Annotated in this window: 18 protein-coding genes and 1 pseudogene; 6 read left to right on the top strand and 13 right to left on the bottom strand. The window is 48.6% G+C overall.

The features are described from left to right. Positions 1–5 precede the first annotated feature (5 nt). Positions 6–608 carry a Holliday junction resolvase RecU gene (gene recU / locus DHL47_RS05490; RefSeq protein ID WP_128834191.1) on the top strand — a complete coding sequence of 201 codons (603 nt, stop codon included), beginning with the start codon at positions 6–8 and terminating at the stop codon, positions 606–608. Beyond that, positions 601–2,739 carry a penicillin-binding protein PBP1A gene (gene pbp1a, locus DHL47_RS05485; protein WP_128834193.1) on the top strand — a complete coding sequence of 713 codons (2,139 nt, stop codon included), beginning with the start codon at positions 601–603 and terminating at the stop codon, positions 2,737–2,739. The genes recU and pbp1a overlap by 8 nt, the downstream gene beginning before the upstream one ends. A 527-nt stretch (positions 2,740–3,266) precedes the next feature. On the opposite strand, the gene pepC is transcribed toward pbp1a, so the two are convergent. From pepC to DHL47_RS05455, 6 genes and pseudogenes are all read right to left on the bottom strand, one after another. Further along, positions 3,267–4,619, bottom strand: coding sequence for an aminopeptidase C (gene pepC / locus DHL47_RS05480; protein WP_209551167.1), 1,353 nt, complete (start codon positions 4,617–4,619; stop codon positions 3,267–3,269). Between the two features lie 74 nt (positions 4,620–4,693). Further along, positions 4,694–4,810 (bottom strand): annotated as a pseudogene (locus DHL47_RS05475) (GNAT family N-acetyltransferase); the annotation flags it as partial. 39 nt (positions 4,811–4,849) lie between these two features. Next, entirely contained in the window at positions 4,850–5,674 is an 825-nt protein-coding gene (gene nadE / locus DHL47_RS05470; protein ID WP_209551166.1) for an ammonia-dependent NAD(+) synthetase, read from the bottom strand. Beyond that, positions 5,671–7,131 (bottom strand): nicotinate phosphoribosyltransferase, encoded by a 1,461-nt coding sequence (locus DHL47_RS05465; RefSeq protein WP_209551165.1) that lies wholly within the window; start codon positions 7,129–7,131, stop codon positions 5,671–5,673. Before DHL47_RS05465 ends, nadE begins: the two co-directional genes overlap by 4 nt. Before the next feature lie 182 nt (positions 7,132–7,313). After that, the gene (gene trxB / locus DHL47_RS05460; RefSeq protein ID WP_209551164.1) at positions 7,314–8,231 is read right to left on the bottom strand and encodes a thioredoxin-disulfide reductase; all 918 of its coding nucleotides are present in this window, start codon (positions 8,229–8,231) and stop codon (positions 7,314–7,316) included. A 66-nt stretch (positions 8,232–8,297) separates the two neighbouring features. Next, positions 8,298–8,522, bottom strand: a complete 225-nt coding sequence (locus tag DHL47_RS05455; protein WP_128834202.1) for a DUF4059 family protein — start codon at positions 8,520–8,522, stop codon at positions 8,298–8,300. A gap of 136 nt (positions 8,523–8,658) precedes the next feature. Here DHL47_RS05455 and DHL47_RS05450 point away from each other — a divergent pair, with 136 nt between their 5' ends. Continuing rightward, positions 8,659–8,841 carry a hypothetical protein gene (locus DHL47_RS05450; protein ID WP_209551163.1) on the top strand — a complete coding sequence of 61 codons (183 nt, stop codon included), beginning with the start codon at positions 8,659–8,661 and terminating at the stop codon, positions 8,839–8,841. A 177-nt stretch (positions 8,842–9,018) separates the two neighbouring features. Here the strand turns inward: DHL47_RS05450 and DHL47_RS05445 are convergent, their stop codons facing one another. The 7 genes from DHL47_RS05445 to rsmH form a co-directional block, all read right to left on the bottom strand. Beyond that, the gene (locus DHL47_RS05445; protein ID WP_209551162.1) at positions 9,019–9,762 is read right to left on the bottom strand and encodes an amino acid ABC transporter ATP-binding protein; all 744 of its coding nucleotides are present in this window, start codon (positions 9,760–9,762) and stop codon (positions 9,019–9,021) included. After that, positions 9,762–10,571, bottom strand: a complete 810-nt coding sequence (locus tag DHL47_RS05440; protein WP_128834205.1) for an amino acid ABC transporter permease — start codon at positions 10,569–10,571, stop codon at positions 9,762–9,764. The genes DHL47_RS05445 and DHL47_RS05440 overlap by 1 nt, the downstream gene beginning before the upstream one ends. Positions 10,572–10,923: 352 nt before the next feature. Further along, on the bottom strand, positions 10,924–12,267 hold the full coding sequence (locus DHL47_RS05435; RefSeq protein WP_209551161.1) for a DEAD/DEAH box helicase: 1,344 nt from the start codon (positions 12,265–12,267) through the stop codon (positions 10,924–10,926). 202 nt (positions 12,268–12,469) lie between these two features. Then, a complete protein-coding gene (gene mraY / locus DHL47_RS05430; protein WP_209551160.1) occupies positions 12,470–13,453 on the bottom strand; it encodes a phospho-N-acetylmuramoyl-pentapeptide-transferase in 984 nt (327 codons plus the stop codon). Position 13,454: 1 nt separating this feature from the next. Further along, a complete protein-coding gene (gene pbp2x, locus DHL47_RS05425; protein WP_209551159.1) occupies positions 13,455–15,743 on the bottom strand; it encodes a penicillin-binding protein PBP2X in 2,289 nt (762 codons plus the stop codon). After that, positions 15,733–16,056, bottom strand: a complete 324-nt coding sequence (gene ftsL, locus DHL47_RS05420; RefSeq protein ID WP_128834211.1) for a cell division protein FtsL — start codon at positions 16,054–16,056, stop codon at positions 15,733–15,735. Before ftsL ends, pbp2x begins: the two co-directional genes overlap by 11 nt. 7 nt (positions 16,057–16,063) lie before the next feature. Beyond that, complete coding sequence (gene rsmH, locus DHL47_RS05415; RefSeq protein WP_209551158.1) at positions 16,064–17,014, bottom strand: 16S rRNA (cytosine(1402)-N(4))-methyltransferase RsmH; 951 nt, start codon at positions 17,012–17,014, stop codon at positions 16,064–16,066. Positions 17,015–17,363: 349 nt separating this feature from the next. Here rsmH and DHL47_RS05410 point away from each other — a divergent pair, with 349 nt between their 5' ends. From DHL47_RS05410 to DHL47_RS05400, 3 genes are all read left to right on the top strand, one after another. Further along, complete coding sequence (locus tag DHL47_RS05410) at positions 17,364–17,579, top strand: helix-turn-helix transcriptional regulator (RefSeq protein ID WP_128834217.1); 216 nt, start codon at positions 17,364–17,366, stop codon at positions 17,577–17,579. 83 nt (positions 17,580–17,662) lie between these two features. After that, on the top strand, positions 17,663–18,205 hold the full coding sequence (locus DHL47_RS05405) for a DUF3278 domain-containing protein (protein ID WP_128834220.1): 543 nt from the start codon (positions 17,663–17,665) through the stop codon (positions 18,203–18,205). Next, positions 18,202–18,372 carry a hypothetical protein gene (locus DHL47_RS05400; protein ID WP_209551157.1) on the top strand — a complete coding sequence of 57 codons (171 nt, stop codon included), beginning with the start codon at positions 18,202–18,204 and terminating at the stop codon, positions 18,370–18,372. The genes DHL47_RS05405 and DHL47_RS05400 overlap by 4 nt, the downstream gene beginning before the upstream one ends. Positions 18,373–18,404: the final 32 nt, after the last annotated feature.

The raw sequence follows: 18,404 nt of genomic DNA, 5'->3' as shown, positions 1-18,404 counted from the left end.
GTTCTATGGTCAACTATCCTCATAAGCTAAAGGCAAAAAGCGAAGTGCTTCGGCAGGCTTCGGGTGTGATTAATTTTGCCAATCGCGGGATGTCTTTTGAAAAGATGATCAATGAGTCTAACGGCTATTACTTAAGCAGAGGGCTCGCCGTCATCCATAAAAAGCCGACTCCCGTTCAAATTGTCAAGGTGGACTACCCCCAGCGCAGCCGCGCTAAAATTGTGGAAGCCTATTTTCGGCAAGCCTCTACAACGGATTATTCCGGCGTTTACAAGGGCCATTATATTGATTTTGAAGCCAAGGAGACGCGGCAGAAAAAATCCATGCCGATGAAAAACTTCCATCCGCATCAGATCGAGCACATGGAGGCTGTTCTGCAGCAAGATGGTATCTGCTTCGTCCTTTTGCATTTTTCCAGTTTACGAGAAACTTACCTGCTTCCTGCTTCTTATTTGATTGAGTTTTACAAGATAGACAAGGGAGGAAAATCCATGCCCCTGACCTATATCCGGGAGCACGGCTATGCGATTGAAATCCAGCAGTTCCCTAGCATTCCCTATCTTGAAATCATTGAACAAAAACTACTAGGTGGTATTATAAATGAATAAACAAACTGTGATGCAAGTTTTGAAATACCTTGCAAGTGCGCTCTTAACCCTGCTCATGATTGGCTTTGTGGTAGGGTGCTTAGTCTTTGCTTACTATGCTGCTAAGGCGCCAAAGCTTTCTGAAAAAGATCTGGTGGCCACAACCTCCAGTAAAATTTACGACAGCGACAACAACCTGATTGCCGATTTGGGGGCAGAGAGACGGGTTAATGCTGAAACTTCGGAAATTCCTACTGAGCTGGTCAACGCCATCGTGGCCATTGAAGACCACCGCTTCTTTAATCACCGGGGGGTGGACTTCATCCGTATCGCCGGGGCCATGCTCAGCAATATCCGCGGAGGCCGGCAAGGGGGATCAACTCTGACCCAGCAGCTGATTAAGCTGACCTATTTCTCTACTTCTTCTGCAGATGCGACCTTATCGCGGAAGATTCAGGAAGCCTGGCTGGCGACCCAGCTGGAACGCAAAGCCACCAAGCAGGAAATCCTGACCTACTATGTCAACAAGGTCTATATGTCTAACGGGAATTACGGCATGCAGACAGCGGCCCAAAGCTATTATGGCAAGGACCTCAAGGACCTGACACTTCCTCAAACGGCACTGCTGGCAGGCATGCCTCAGGCTCCCAACCAGTATGACCCTTATACCCATCCTGAGGAAGCAACCAACCGCCGCAACTTGGTACTCAGCGAAATGCATGACCTCAAATACATCACAGACGAACAGTATGAACAGGCCAAAAATACGCCTATCACTGACGGTCTGCAAAGCCTGAAGTCTTCTGCCAGCTATCCAGCTTATATGGATAATTACCTGAAGGAAGTCATTGAGCAGGTCGAGGAAGAAACCGGCTACAATGTCCTGACAACCGGTATGGATGTCTATACAAATGTCAACACAGCTGCCCAGCAAAAACTGTGGGACATCTACAACACTGACGAGTATGTCGCTTATCCGGACGATGAGATGCAGGTTGCCTCAACAATCATGGATGTCGATAGCGGTAAGGTGATTGCCCAGCTGGGAGCACGCCACCAGTCGACCAATGTTTCCTTTGGTACCAATCAGGCCGTCGAAACCAACCGTGACTTTGGTTCAACTATGAAGCCAATCACCGACTATGCCCCAGCTTTAGAAAATGACATTTATACCTCTACAGCTGCTCCGATTTCAGATTCACCGTACAACTTCCCATATTCCAGCACACCAGTTTACAACTGGGATAAGAAATATTACGGCAATATGACCATTCAGTATGCCATTCAGGAATCCCGAAATGTCCCTGCTGTCAAGACCTTAGAAGCGGTCGGATTAGAAGAGTCCCTGAAGTTCCTCAACGGCATTGGAATCAACTATCCTGAAATGTTCTACGTCAATGCCTTTTCAAGCAATACCAGCAAATCCGGCAACGAATACGGAGCCAGCAGTGAAAAAATGGCTGCGGCTTATGCTGCTTTTGCCAACGGCGGCACCTACTACAAACCGCAGTATGTCAACCGTGTCGTCTTCAGCGATGGAACAGAAAAAACCTTCGCCAATAACGGCACCAAGGCGATGAAAGAAACCACCGCCTACATGATGACGGACATGATGAAGACCGTTCTGCAGTCCGGTACCGGGACCAACGCTGCTATCTCAGGCATCTATCAGGCCGGCAAGACCGGAACATCCAACTATGCAGACGACGAACTGGCCAACCTGACCAAGCCTTATTACGGATCCAGCATTGTGACTCCAGACGAGCTCTTCGTCGGCTACACGCCTAAGTACTCCATGGCTGTCTGGACAGGCTATTCCAACCGTCTGACTCCGGTCTTGGATGACGGAGTGAAGGTAGCGACAGATGTCTACCGTCAGATGATGCTCTATCTGGCTCAAGACGGCTCTGCTTCGGTAGACTGGGAAATGCCGAACGGCCTTTACCGCAGCGGCTCCTATGTCTACCTCAGCGGCGGAAACGGCTACTATAACAACCGCTATTACAATAACCAGCAGTATTACTCATCTTATAATACTTACAGCACAGATAGCTCTGAAGAATCTTCTTCCAGCGAGCAGACCGGCGAATCGACCGACAGCTCCTCCAGCCAAGGCGACTCATCTTCTAACAGTCAGGACGGAGATGACTAGAGCGGTATATCGTCATTTAGCTTATCCTCTTTTATTACTTTGTTAGCTTGCATCAGCCGTACTTTTGAGACTTCCTCACGGTCTTCTATCCGCAACCTCAAAGCAGCGCTTTGAGCAGCCGAAACTTCCTTGCGGAAGCTTTATCTGCTACCTCAAAACCTCCACTGGAGGTTTTGAGCAGCTCGCTGCCCTATCGTCCTGTACATTAAGCGATAGACCGAAACCGTTCCTCGGACAAAGACTATAATGAAAATAGAAAAAAGAGTGAGAAAGTCTCGCTCTTTTTGTATTTCTTCTGATTTCCGTATTGTGACTGAACCCCATCTTATTTCCGATTCATACTCTTCGAAAATCTCTCTTCAGACCATGTCAGCGCCGCCTTGCTGTACCCCAGTATAGCCTGCGGCTAGCTGCCATCCTGTCTGCTCCTGCCTGCCTGGTTTGCTGATGATTCCATCGAGTCTCGCATCCTTTTTTCCTCAGGTGAGGGCGGTTCTTACCGCCGCACGCACAGGCTTAAAGGAAGTCTATTCATATACTGCAGACTGCTTTGCCAGCGCTCCCATCGGATCCCACGGAGCTAAGACAGTTGGCTCCGCTTCATAGGCTGCCAGCTCTGCAGCAGTCAAATATTCTTTGCGTACAACGATTTGGTAGGTGTATTGGTCCATCCAAGCATCGCTGGCCACAAAATAACCTTTGTCGCCAACTTTTTCACCCCAGGAATTTTCAACTTTCCACTTCCTGGCCTTGCCGTTTTCGTCCAAATCCACCCCGGCCAAAACCATGGCATGGGTCATCAGGCTTTCGCTGTAGTCCAGCCGGCCCGCCTTGTCCTGAATCAGCTCAATATCCATGCTGGAGGTGAAATCATGCATCCCTTCTGCCATAATGCCAGCCTTGCGGTTGCTGGACTGACCAACGTCTGAACCAAACCAGACTGTTTCGCCAGCCTGCATTTGGGCAATAGCCAGTTCTTTGAGGCGATCCATTTCCACATTTAGGTAGCGGACAGCACGGCTGCCGACCACATTGCCCAGCATGTCGACTGTGTAGGATTTGCCGTAAGGTTTGTCAGCGGTCGGAGCGTTGATAATGGAAACATAGTCCTCCAGCTTGAGGGCCACATATTTTTGGTAAAATGCCTGCGGAGTCAAGTCTTTCTCGCTATGGTAATGATTCTCTTTGTCACGATAAGAAAATTCAAAAGTCCGAGGCGGCAAGCCCAAATTCATCGCAAGAAAATTAAAAATTTCTTGAAGCAGTTCTTCTTTCTTGGCCTGAAGGGCTGCTGTATCTGCCCCTTCACTTGTTAAATCACGCAGTATCTGAGCGTCTTGACGCAGTAATTTATTCAAAATTTGATTGAGCTCAGCACTGGCACTGGAGGAAACGGACTCCGGATAGGCAGACTTGGGCACAACTCCGTATTTTTCAAAGAGCGCCACGACCATATCCCACTGACCGCCGTCCTGCTGAGGCGTATCCAGCAGAAACCTGACCTTGCGGCTGGTCAAATCCTGATCCGCCGTAGCCAAGATCTGCTCTAAAAACCAGTTGGACTTTTCATACTTATCCCAAAAGAAGGTGTGAGCCTGAGACAGCTCAAACTCTTCCAGCTGGAAATCAGCCAGCATCTTGTGGCGGAAAGTATTGAGGGCCGCAAACATCCAGCAGCGGCCGGAAGCCTTTTGGTTGCTGACCTTATCCTTGGTCAAATCCAAGGAAAAGACCGGTGTGTTTTTGACTGCTGCAGTCCGCTTCTCCAATGAAGTCAGCAAGCCATGGTGGCTGATAGCATTTTCCATGGCCGCAAACTTTGGATTGGCTTCATAAGCAGCATATAATTTATCTGTAAACGATTGATCTAATGGATTCATATAAAACCTCCTTCATATACTAAATCTATTATAAAACTTTTAACAGCCAGCGCAAGCAAAAAAGTTAGGGAGCCCTAACTTTTTCTTTGTAAATCTGACTGAAGAATGCCATAGACAGAAAAATCTTTGATTTCTCCTTTATGATAGACCGCCTGACGAAAGGTCCCTTCATAACACATACCCGCCTTGGCCGTTTCTTGGCTCAGGCTAAAAAGATCCACCGGACCTTTTTACTCCCAAAAGTCGTCAAAAATCGTAATGGGCAGATGGCGTTTGTGCTGGCCTTTGTGCCACCAAGATTCGATGGTGGCTTGGGCTGTTTCTGAAATCTTTTTGCCTTCTAGGTAATCATCAATCTCATTGTAGGTCACTCCCAGAGCCGCTTCGTCCGCAATCCCCGGCTTTTCTTCTTCCAAGTCAGCAGTCGGCACTTTTTCATAGAGAGCTGGATCAGCCCCCAAGGCAGCCAGAAGCTGTCTGCCCTGCCGTTTATTAAGGCGGTAGAGAGGCAGGATATCGGCACCGCCGTCGCCAAATTTGGTAAAGAAGCCGGTGACATTCTCTGCCGCATGGTCGGTCCCGATAACAGCACCGCTGCAAGAGCCGGCCAGAGCATACTGGGCAATCATGCGGCTTCTGGCCTTGATATTGCCCTTGTTAAAGTCGGAAACCTTAGCCCCCGCTGCCGCCACAGCTGCCGCCATCGCATCGGCTGACTCTTTAATATTAACCACTAGGCTTTGATCCGGCTGGATAAAGGCCAGAGCCTTCTGAGCATCGGCCTCGTCAGCCTGAACGCCGTAAGGCAGACGCACAGCGATAAACTGATAGCTGTCATCGCCTGTTTCTGCCCGCATTTCCTCCACTGCCAGCTGAGCCAGACGGCCGGCCAGAGTCGAGTCCTGACCGCCGGAAATGCCCAATACATAGGTTTTTAAAAAGGGATGCTTTTTCAGATAAGCTTTGAGAAAGTCCACTGATTTGCGGATTTCTTCTTGGGGATTGATGAGGGGCTTGACGCCCAGCTCGCTGATAATCATTTCCTGTAAAGTCATTTGGCTGCTCCTGTCTGATAGGCTTTTTTGCGCATCTTGTCAATCAAATCCATCTTATCCTGCCAGATGTCCTGCGCTAAATCGACTGGATAATCCTGCGGGTTGAGGACCCGCTTGTACTCATCCCAAAGCTTGTCAAATTCCTTGCGGGCATAGTCCTGAATGTCAGCCAGACTCGGCGATTGATAAACCAGACGGCCCTGGTCGAAAATATCCACCAAGAGCGGCACCGCAGCAAAATCCTTGACTGTTTTATTGATATAGGTGTAGGTCGGATGGAACATTTCCAGCTGGTCCAGCTCAGTGACATCGACACCGTCATAGGTGATGTAGTCGCCCTCTGACTTGCCTTTTTCCCGGCTGGTAATGCGCCAGACTTGCTTTTTGCCCGGCGTAGAGACTTTTTCAACATTGTTGGACAGCTTAATGGTATTGCGAAGCTGCCCTGTCTCATCCTCAATGGCAACAATCTTATAGACGGCTCCTAGAGCCGGCTGGTCATAGGCGGTAATCAGTTTGGTTCCCACACCCCAGACGTCAATCTTGGCCTTCTGCATCTTGAGATTAAGAATGGTATTTTCGTCCAGATCGTTGGAAGCATAGATCTTAGCATCAGGAAAGCCAGCCTCGTCTAACTGCTGGCGGACTTTTTTAGAAATATAAGCCAAATCCCCAGAATCAATGCGCACACCCAAAAACTTAATCTTGTCTCCCAGCTCACGGGCCACTCGAATGGCTGCCGGCACCCCCAGACGCAGAGTATCGTAGGTATCCACCAGAAAGACACAGTCATGGTGAGTTGCCGCATAGGCCTTGAAGGCTTCATAATCATTGCCGTAGACCTGCACCAGTGAGTGGGCATGAGTTCCCAAAACCGGGATGTCAAAAAGTTTTCCGGCCCGGACATTGCTGGTGCCATTGGCACCGCCAATAACAGCGGCCCGCGTCCCCCAGATAGCCGCATCCATCTCCTGAGCTCTGCGAGTACCAAATTCCATGAGCGGCTCATCTTCAATGACCGAGCGGATGCGGGCGGCCTTGGTGGCAATCAGCGTCTGGAAATTGACAATATTCAGCAGGGCCGTTTCTACCAGCTGACACTGAGCCAGCGGCCCCTCTACCTGCACGATAGGCTCATTGGCAAAGACCAAATCCCCCTCCTGAGCCGAACGGACGGTCAAGGTCATTTTCAGATTGCGCAGGTAATCCAGAAAGGCCCCCTCATAGCCCAGCGACTGCAGATAATCCAAGTCGCTCTGGCTAAATCTTAAGCTGCTGAGGTAGGAGATGATTCTTTCCAGACCTGCAAAAACAGCATAGCCATTATTGAAAGGATTTTTGCGGAAATAAACCTCAAATACCGCATGCTTGTCATGAATATTTTCCTTGAAATAGACCTGCATCATATTGATTTGGTACAAATCGGTGTGCAGGGTCAAACTGTCATCTGGGTACATCTTCTTGCTCCTTTATTGCTAGATACCTTTTATTATATCACAAATTCAGAAAGCCAAGAGAAATCCTGTAATCCAACGAATGCAGACAGTTTGAAAAAGCAAAAAGAACAGGCCAGCCGTTTGCCTCAAACAGTCAGTCTGCTCTCGTTTTTCAGTCTATCATGATTGCTTCAAATCCTGTCTTATGAAGCGTGCTCCGTAATGTATTTATAAACTTCCTGCCCAGCTACTGCTCCGTCACCGACAGCTGTAGTAATCTGGCGCAGATCTTTCTGACGGACATCGCCGACAGCATAAATCCCATCCACTGCCGTCTTCATATGGTCATCTGTCACAATCCAGCCGGCCTGATCAAGAATCCCCAAATCTGCTGCAAAAGCACTGACTGGGTCTAAACCGACATAGATAAAGATGCCACCGAAAGCAGCCTTGCTTTCTTGGCCTGTCTTAACATTCTTAAAAGTCACACCCGTCACCTTGCGGTCATCGCCATGGATCTCCTCAACCACTGAATCCCAGACAAACTGGATTTTTTCATTGGCAAAAGCACGGTCCTGCAGGACTTTTTGGGCCCGCAGTTCGTCTCGGCGGTGGACAATCGTCACTGATTTGGCAAAGCGGGTCAGGAAGATGGCTTCCTCCACCGCAGAATCGCCGCCTCCGACGACCAGCAGATCTTCATCGCGAAAGAAAGCACCGTCACAGACTGCGCAGTAGGAGACGCCGCGGCTGTTGTACTCTGCTTCGCCAGGGACCCCTAACTGACGGTGGTTGGCTCCGGACGCGATGACGACGGTTTTGCTTTCAAAACGGTCATCTTCCGTGATGATTTCCTTAAAATCACCGTGATCCTCAATCTTTTCTACTAGGCCAAACAAATGTTCTACGCCCAGATTTTCCAAGGGTTCAAACATTTTTTCGGCCAGCTCTGGACCGCTGATGTTGGCATAGCCTGGATAGTTTTCAATATCTGCTGTATTGTTCATCTGACCGCCGTAAATACCGCGCTCCAGCAGGGCCACCTTGAGATTGCTTCTGGCTGCATAGAGTGCAGCGGTCATCCCAGCAGGGCCCGCTCCAATAATGACTGTATCGTACATAAACTTCCCTTTCTTTTTGCTGTAACTACGATTATTCTAACAGACTTTCTTTTCCTTGACAAGCAATTAAGCTTTAAGAACAATAACCAGCCCTAGAGTCGCAAAAGACAGGACGGGAATGGTCATAATGGCAATCAAGAGTACATCATAGAGATGGCTCTGCCGCTCCTTGGCCGTCTTGTCCTTGCGGCGGATCATGCGCAGGCCAATCCACAGGCCGGCAATAATCCCCACACCGATGGCGGTATAGAGCAGACTCTCGATATAAAGTGCAAAAATTTGATCTAACATGGTAATTCCTCAAGCTTGGTTTTTATTGACTCATGCTCATTCTATTTTCAATTGGCACCTTTTCCCAAGTAATGGCAGGCGTTTATAGAGTATCTTCCAAAAGGCACAGCCCTCTGCGGGTGAGGACTCAGCCATCATGGGAGTCTTATACGGTATCTTCCAAAAGATTCATCCCTCTGTGGGTGAGGACTCAGCCATCATGGGAGTCTTATACGGTATCTTCCAAAAGATTCATCCCTCTGTGGGTGAGGACACAGCCATCATGGGAGTCTGTCCCACTCACATCGGCAGCCTTCCTGCCTCACCATCTCGTTTCTGAGTTCAGACTAAAAAGCTTCCCCGAACATTCCCTGCTTCTCCATTTCTGGGCAGGAGCTGACGCGGTTTGAAGAGATTTTCGAAGAGTCTGACTTTCAAAAGGCCCCAAACAATGAAAAGCAGCCCTAAAACAAACTCAGCTGGTCTAGCCAACTGAGCCTTCACTTTTTCTATTATATCAAATATAAGTCCGTTTGTAACTAGCAAAGAATTCTTTGGTTCTTTCTTCCTTGGGGTGATGGATAAGCTCATCCGGTGTGCCGGTCTCAATAATATGCCCCTGATCCAAAAAGAGAACTTTGTCAGCCACCTGAGTGACAAAAGATATATCATGGCTGACCAAAATCATGGTTTGGCCGTCCTTGGCTGCATCAGCGATTGATTTTTGCACTTCCCCGACCAATTCAGGATCCAAAGCCGAAGTCGGCTCGTCCAAGAGGAGAACGTCCGGATTCATGGCCAGAGCCCGAGCCAGAGCCACCCGCTGTTTCTGACCACCGGACAGGTGTCTTGGATAGTGGTTTTCCCGGTCGGACAGACCAACCTTAGCCAGATCTTCTTTGGCTATCTCAGTCGCTTTCTCTTTAGACAGTTTTTTGACAACCAGCAAACCTTCCCTGACATTGTCCAGAGCTGTGCGGCGGGAAAAGAGATTGAACTGCTGGAAGACCATGGCCAGCTTGCGGCGCAGGGTCAAGATTTCTTCCTTGCTGATGCTTGCAAAGTCCACCCTGAAATCATCAATTTCAATCGTGCCGCTGTCGGGCTGCTCTAAGTAATTGAGACTGCGGAGAAAAGTTGATTTCCCGGCCCCTGATGATCCAATCAGGGCGACAACTTCTCCTTTTTTAATTTCCAGACTGAGGTCGTCCAAAACCTTCTGACCGGAAAAAGATTTACTTAAATGAGAAATTTTAATCATCAGATTCCCTCCTCTTCTGCCTGACGGAAAGCCTCAATCTTATCCGGATCCTTGATGTCCATAGCTTTCTCAATCACCCGGCCGATTTGCTCAATGATGATATTGACCGCCCAGTAAATCAGCGACACTGAAATGAAGCGCTCAAAGTAGCGGTAGTCAGAACCTGCTATAGCCTGCGCCTTGGCAAAAACTTCTACGACACCGGCACTGAAAGCCAGAGAAGTCCCCTTAGTCAGACCAATCAGGGAGTTGATCAGGCTGGGTGTCGCCACCACTGCTGCATTGGGAATGATGACCCGCAGATAGACCTGCCGGTTGGTCATGCCCAGACTGCGAGCTGCCTCGATTTCCCCCGGATCTACTGAAAGAATGGCCGCCCGAATGGTCTCGCTGGCGTAGGCCGCCTCATTAAAGGCAAAGGCCACAATGGCAAAGATGGAAGCCGGAATTTCATTGATATTAAAGGAAGTGCCATACTGCTGATTAATCGCCTTCAGCAGCAGGGGAATCCCAAAATAAGTCAGCATGAGCTGAACCAAAAGCGGTGTCCCCCGCAAAAAACTGACAAAAAAGGCCTGGATGGGATAGAGGATTTTAATCCGATTAATCTTGACAATGGCAAAAATCATAGCCAAAATGATACCGAAGAAAGCCCCGCCCAGCGTTAATAAGAGGGTAACAGGGAGATTTTGCAGAATGCCGGGAATGGCATCAAAAACAGCCCTTAGGCTAAATAATTTACCGTCCGGGATGAGCTTAAGAAACTGCTCATACCAGTCGGCAGCCAGAGCAAATGTTGTAAGTGTCATGGTTACTTCCCTTTCTCAATAATGGACTATTTTAACACAATTCTGAATCAAAGCAAAGTATTTGCTACACTCATACCCAAACTCTTTTGATACAGTCTTCTAGTTTGCTTTTAGCGGCGAAACACTCCCCCAGACTGTTAAAGCAAGGCGAGTTAACGGCCTAATAAAAGAGAAACTAAATGACGATAAAATAGAAAAAGTCTTCGATTGCGAGGGGGTGCCTTCTCTGCTTTAGCAAACTAAACAGACTAAGCCCATCATAAAAAAATAGACTAGCACCAACTAGTCTATCATAAGCGGGCGTCAAAGCCCAATATAATTTTCTTATGTCCGCGATAGAAAAATCCTATGGCTAGAAAGTCTGGCGCTTGGCCTTGCGCTCAGCCCGGCCGCGGGCCCGATTCTCCGCCCGCTTGGTCTTGCGGCGTTTTTCATTGACAGCCCACTGGATTTTCTTCTTATAGCCAGGTTTGATTTTTTTCTTTTTCTTTTTGACCAGACCAATCATTTCCGTGTCCAGCTTTTCTCTGCCTTTCTCCCGGTTGGCCCGGCGGTCACGGTCGTAAGTATCCTGAAACTCACCGTTCTTTATCATTTTGGGAATGAACTTGATGCCCAGCCTTTCCAGCTCGCGAATATCTGAGTCGTCGCTGGGCTGGTAGAGAGTGATGGCCGTGCCGGCAAGTCCGTTGCGGCCGGTTCGGCCGACCCGATGGACAAAGAAAGATAAATCCTGCGGAATTGCATCATTGATAACATGGCTGACGCCCTCAATGTCAATCCCCCGTGCAGCTAAATCGGTCGCAACGATGTATTCAAAATCCAGATTCTTAATCTGATTCATCAACCGCCTGCGCTCCCGCGGGGCAATATCGCCGTGGAGCTTGGCAGCCTTGAGGCCCTGAGCAGTCAGATAGGCATGCAGTTCATCCGCCCGGGTCTTGGTATTGACAAAAATCATAGCCAGATAAGGCTGCAGCAGCTGGCTGATTTGATAAATCTGAGCATTTTTATCCTGCCCCTTGGTAGACAGCAGCCAGTTTTCAATCGTATCGGCAATGACCGTCTTGGTCTTGATCTGCTCCATGACAGGATTGGTCAGGTATTTTTTAAGGAAAGGCTGCAGCTTCTGCGGAATAGTGGCTGAAAAGACCAAGAACTGCAAATCTTTGGGCAGGCTGCCCGCAATCTTATCCACCGTTGCCAGAAAGCCCATATCCAGCGTCATATCTGCTTCGTCAACGACAAAAGTATGGGCCTTGTGAATCGCCAAATCGCCTGACTCCACCAAATCGTAAATCCGGCCCGGCGTTCCGATGACGATATGAGGCTGGCTGGAGCTTAGCTTCCCAATCTGACGGGCCTTGTCTGTCCCTCCGACATAGTTGGCGACACGAATCTCCTGATCTGAGCAGGCAGCTATCTGACGGGCCGCCTGGTAAATCTGTGCTGCCAGCTCCCGGCTGGGAGCCGTGATGACAGCCTGCACACTGTCAGCTTCTTGATCCAGCTGCTGAAAAATCGGCAGCAGGAAAGTATGGGTCTTACCTGAGCCAGTCTTGGACTCGCCCACCAAATCACGGCCGGACAGGACCACCGGAATCAGCTTTTTCTGCACTTCTGTCGCCTGAACGAAGTTCAGCTCTCTCAGCGCCTCCTGAATATAATCTTTGAATTCAAATTCTGTAAATTTCATTTTATCCTCTATTCTATTGTCCTCACTATTATACCAAAAAAACGGCTATCCTGCTCGTACTCTTTTTATCTTATAGACTTTTAGTTTGCTTTTAGTAGTGAGAGTCTGTCCCACTCTCGATAATAGGCAAGAAAAGAAGCAAAAAAGGCGGCGGGACAGAACGAAATGTTAAAACATTTCGTTCTGTCTCAACCTCCTTGTTCTATAGATACAGAATAGCCAGAGCCAAGAGACTGCCCAGCAGGCCGATGCTCCAGAAGAAAAAGTCAACCTTCCACTCGCTCCATTCCTTACCGTGGCCGCTGATACCGCCCAGCTCAAAATGATGATGGACCGGAGTCATGCGGAAAATCCGCTTGCCGCCGGTATACTTAAAGTAGGCTACCTGCAGCATGACCGATGTCGTTTCAAAAACGTAGACAATGCCAATCAAAAGCAGGGTCCACTCCTGATGCAGAGCAATGGAAATAGCCGCCAGCATGCCGCCCAGAGCCAGACTGCCGACATCCCCCATGAAGACCTTAGCCGGCTTGTGATTGAAGACAAAGAAGCCCAACAGCCCCCCCATCATGCTGATAATGATAATCAGAATGTCAAAACGCTTTTGCTCAAAAGCAATGATAGCATAAGCCAGCAGACTGATGACTACCGAGATGCTGGCTAAACCGTCAATACCATCGGTCAGATTGACTGCATTGGAAAAGCCGACCAGCCAAAAAAGGACAAAAAAGACATAGAGAAAGCCCAGCTGTACCGGAAAAGTAAAGACATTGAGCTGGTCGCCTGCACCATGCTGGTTATAATAGAAGTAAAAGACTACTCCTCCGACCAGCTGCAAAAAGAGCTTTTGCTTGGGATTGAGGCCTTCATTGATCTTACGGAAAACCTTGAGAAAGTCATCCAAAAAGCCGACAATGCCATAAAGCACCAAGATAAAGAGAATCATAATCAGGCTATTGGACAGCTGACCTGCAGCTAAAGCAATGACAAAGCTGGCTAAGACCGAAGCGATGAGAAAGACCGTCCCCCCCATGGTCGGCGTACCGGCCTTGGCTTGGTGCTGCTTGACATCTTCGTGCATCTGCTGGCCAGTAATACGGGCCTTGTGGTAAAAACGAATAAAGGCAGGAATGCCGATAAGGGTTAAAATAAAGGTGACCATTCCTGCAATAAGGGCGATAAACATACTAGTCTCCCATTGTGATTGTTATTTTTTTCAGCTTACTGAGTGAGCTATTGGTTTTCTCACTCTGCTTGACAACTTTGGATCCTTCTCCTTTGAAGGTGACTTCTATATCCTGCCACTTAGCAAAGCGCTCAACATTGGCTTTGGTCCAGCCATACATATCCGGCAGGTATTCCAAATCATCGCTCAGGATGAGGATTTGCTGATTGGCTTTGAGATTTTTGCCTTCCTTGACCGACACTTTCTTGACCTTATTGCCGGTTCCTAAGACAATGGGCTGCACCAGATTGCGGCGCAGTTCATCTGCCAGACCGCCGGGGCTGACCTCGTCTTTGAGGCCCAGCTGCTTGGTCAGCTTTTCCAGAGAAGGCATGCTATAGCTGCTTTCCTCAGTCACCGTCTCCAGAGCCGGTGTAGTCGATGTGGTCAGGTTGAGACTGTCTTTGAGAGCCACCGCTTCTTCCAAGACCGGATTGACCACTTCCTGCCAAAACAGCGGACTGAATTTGGTCTCCGGCTGCTGGACTGTCACATACATGATAAACTCCGGATCCTCGGCCGGTGTCATGGCCACTACGGAATAGATATAGTCATTTTCACCTTCCAGATAACCATTTTCTGAGGCAATCTGAGCGGTCCCTGATTTGACCGCTACATTCTGGCCGGCTACCTGGATGACTGGTTCGCCATTGATATTAAGGGTCCCATAGTAGGGAACCGTTCCCACCTGGACCATGTAGTCGCGGGTTGTCTGAGCAGCTTTTTGAGAAACAGGGTTGCCGATAATCTCAGCAGCTGTTTTTCTGGCCGTATTGTTTTGAGGATCATAGATCGCATTGATAAATTTCGGCTCCAGCATCACTCCGTCATTGGCCACAGAGGAAAAGGCACGGAGCATCTGTACCTGTGTTACCCCAATCCCCTGTCCGAAAGAACTCATAGCAATCGTCACATAGTTGTCACCTGGCAGAGAGCCGTAGGTTTCATTGCCCATCCCAAAGCGGGTCGGCAGGCCAAACTTGAACTTGCCTAGATAGTCCAGCCACTTATCATTTGTCATCTTCTGCTCCAGCATGGTCATCCCGATGTTACTGGAGAAGATAAAGCCTTGGGCAAAGGTCAGGGTTTCCCCGGTGGAAATCCCCATATTGACATTCCAGTCCCGAATGGTGGTATCCATGACCTTGTATTCGGTATTGTCATAGGTATCGTTGGGGTTGAAGGTTCCATTGTCAATGGCCGAAGCCAGTGTCATGACCTTCATGGTCGAGCCCGGCTCATACTGCCCCTGATAGAGCATGGTGTTCCAAGTGCCTAGATTCTTCTCATCCAGGCCATCCTTAGTATCTGCATTGTAGGTCGGCCGCTGACTGGTCGCCAAAATTTCTCCAGTCTTAGCACTGACCAGAGTCGCATTGACATACCGGCCCTTGACCTTTTCCTGAAAGGCGTTCATGCGGGTTTCCAGATAGGTCTGCAGATCAGCTGACAGGGTTGTGTAGACATCTTTGCCATTCTCTGCCTGCACGGAGACCTTCTCTGAGCCCGGCACGACATTGCCGTTGCGATCTTTCTCATAAGTGACCACACCGTTGCGCCCGGCTAAGATTCTGTCCAGAGACTGCTCCACACCTGAAGTTCCCTTGAGGGTTTTATTTCCCTCCTTATCCTCCTGCAGCTGGGCCTGACCGATAAACTGCGAAGCAAATACACCGTTGCTGTAGCTGCGGTTGGGACTGGTCGTAAAGTCGATCCCTTCAATCTTGGCATCCGAAAAGGCCTGGCGCATAGCGCTCATCGTGCTGTAGGTAATCCCATTGCCCTGGGCACCGAAAGAGACCTGCTTGAGGTTATTCTGCGACAGCTGGCTCTTGACATAGTCCTTGTCCAGCCCCAGATACTGATTGAAAATATCGGCTACCTGATCATACTGGGACTCTTCTACATAGAGAATCTTGCCCGCAGCCGACTTGTAGTCCTTATCAATGATGGCATAAACATTGTAGGTCGTTGCATCTTCGGCGATCGGCACGCCATTGCGGTCATAGATGGTCCCTCTCCGAGCTGCCACTGTCACCGTCTTTTGGTGGACCACTTCCGCCCCTTTTGATAAATTCACGCCAAACTTTTGGTCTGTCCCGATAATAATGGCAAAATTAATCAAAAAAACGAAAAAAAGAAAGATCGCAAGAACGCTCATGCTCTTTCCCACCTGCCGCCGGTTGTAGTCAGGAGTCCGCCGATTTTTCAGGGCATATTTTTTTACTTTTTCTAATACTTTATTCTTCATCCGTTGAGCTCACTGTCTTGCGATTTCCCTTTTGCAGCTTCATATCCTGAGAACTGGCCAGCTGCGAAAGTCTTTCATAGCGGGTCAATTCATTGACTTCCTGCTTGATGTCATCCAGTTCTGTCTGCTCTGCTTCGATTTGCGTATTGACTTCTGTCAGATCACGGTCAACCTGCAGGAGCTTGGTCTGCATAAAAACAATGCTGACGGCCAGAATAATCGCGGTCAGGACAATCGAACCGTAAAAGGCTTTTTCAACGCGGGAAAATTTTCTAATCTGATTTTGAAGCGGATTGGTTTTTTTATCTGCCATCTCATCCTCACTTATGTATCTTCCGCGCCACGCGCAGCTTGGCTGAGTGGGCACGGTTGTTGTTTTCTATTTCTTCTTTGCTTGGTAAAATCGGCTTGCGGTTGACCAGAGCCAGCTTGGGCTGCAGTTCATCCGGAATAAAGGGCAGCCCCTTGGGCACATCGACTGTCGAAGCGGCCTTAAAGAGCTGCTTGGTCAGACGATCCTCCAGCGAATGAAAGGTGATGACCGCAATCCTGCCGTCTGCAGCCAAAAGGTCGATAGCCTGCTGAATGGATTCGTCGGCCGCTCCCAGCTCGTCATTGACAGCTATCCGAATGGCCTGGAAAATCTGCTTGGCCGGATGGCCTTTTTTCTTTAATTCCTTGGCTGGCTTGGCCGATTTGATAATCTGAGCCAGCTCCGTCGTTGTTTCAATCGGCTTGACACTTCTGGCCTGCTCAATCCTGCGGGCAATCTGCTTGGAGAACTTGTCTTCGCCGTATTTAAAAAAGATAGACACCAATTCCTGATAGGAGTAAGCATTGACAACTTCAAAGGCCGTCAGAGGCGCCTCGCGGTTCATGCGCATATCCAACGGCGCATCCTGCTTGTAGGAAAAACCGCGCTCCCGCTGATCCAGCTGAGGGCTGGAAACTCCCAAGTCATAACAAATCCCATCGATTTCCTCCACACCAGCCTCCTGCAGGCGGACCTTGAGATTGCGGAAATTATCCTTGATAAAGGTCACCAGCCCCTGCTCTATATAAGGAGCCAGACGCTTCTTAGCATTGTCAATAGCCGCCTGATCCTGATCAAAGGCATAAAGGTGGCCCCGGCCATTCAGTTTACTCAAAAGATACTCGCTGTGACCGGCTCCGCCCAAGGTCGCATCCACATAGATGCCATCAGGCTTCACAGCCAGCTGGTCAACCGTTTCATGAAGAAGGACTGTCATGTGATGAAATTCGTTTGTCATATCTTATCTATTATATCACATTCAAGGACAAAAAAAAATTTAAAAAGAAAAGTCGGTCAATGAAAAAATTTTCGTGACTTTTCAAAGTAAGTTCCGCTTTGCTCTCTGAGCTGGAGCTTAGTCTGAGACGGATTCCCGCTGGTTTTATGCATTTTTGGCAGACTAACTTCCGCTAACGGCGGCGGTGGAACTTAGTTTAAAAATTTAGCTGAAAAAATTTTTAATAAATTTTGTCATATATAATTGACATTTCTTTTCACAAGTATTATACTATAAACAGAAAAAGTCAATTATATCTGACAAATCAATGAGAAGGATTGACGGCAGAAAAACAGAAAGGAGAGGAGCAATGAATCGTGTCAAGGAATTCCGAAAAGAAAAAAAACTCTCACAGCTGGAGCTGGCCAAGTCCATCGGTGTCTCGCGGCAGACCATCAATATGATCGAAAACAACAAGTACAACCCTACCCTTGAGCTCTGTATCAATCTGGCCCGGGCGCTGGAGACGGATCTCAACAGCCTCTTTTGGGAACCCTATCTGACAGAAGGGGAGGAAAATGGGTAAAAGCTTTTGCTGGCAGCAGCCCCAGCACTAGCCTCCTCTCCCGACCCAAACCGGCCTAGTCTTAGCTACAGAAAGGAAACACCATGAAAAAAGAAACCTTATCCGACAAAATGATCAAACGCTTTTACGGCATTACCGGCCCTCTGGATGAACAGAAACGTCAGGCGGCTGAGCGCATGGGCAATACCGCTTTTATGTGTCTCTTTTGGATTTTGATATTGGGAAATGCCATCGCCTTTCCGCTGGCCTTTCGCTGGCCCAAGATTATCGCGGTTGCCTATCCTATCTTGCTGGAAGTTCTGCTCCTAGGCCTCTGTCTTTGTATAGTCATCCAAGCACGGCGTAAGGGCGTTGACGATCTGGAGCTAGGCTTGCAGGATGTCAAGGAGAAAAAAGCCATGCAGCATGTTGGTCTCAAAGCCGGCTTCTCCTATTGGCTGCTCTTTTATCCTCTCTTCAGTATCTCGACAGCTGTCATAGAAAAGAAAGATATCCTGCAAGTTTTGCTTCAGCCAAAACTTATTATAGTTGGATTAGCCGCAGGTCTTGGATTTGGACTGATTATGCATTTCATTGCCAAAGGAAAGGTTCGCCAAGCACAAAAAAGGGAGGAAGAGAATCTATGAAACTCAATCTCAAAGAAAAAATGGACCTCGGGATTCTGTCCCTCATTACTGCCATCGCTGCTTATTTTTTCTTCCGTATCACCGATGTCTGGATCTTCTGGCTGGACCTGGCCGTCATCGCCGGCTGCTGCTATGCCGGTATCCGTATTCTGAATAAAAGACTATAAATAAAAATCCCTGAACAGGAAATTGTGCCATT

Origin of the sequence: Streptococcus panodentis (assembly GCF_017884005.1) — a bacterium.
GTDB classification, from domain to species: domain Bacteria; phylum Bacillota; class Bacilli; order Lactobacillales; family Streptococcaceae; genus Streptococcus; species Streptococcus panodentis.
This window is presented reverse-complemented; position numbering and strand designations above follow the sequence as displayed.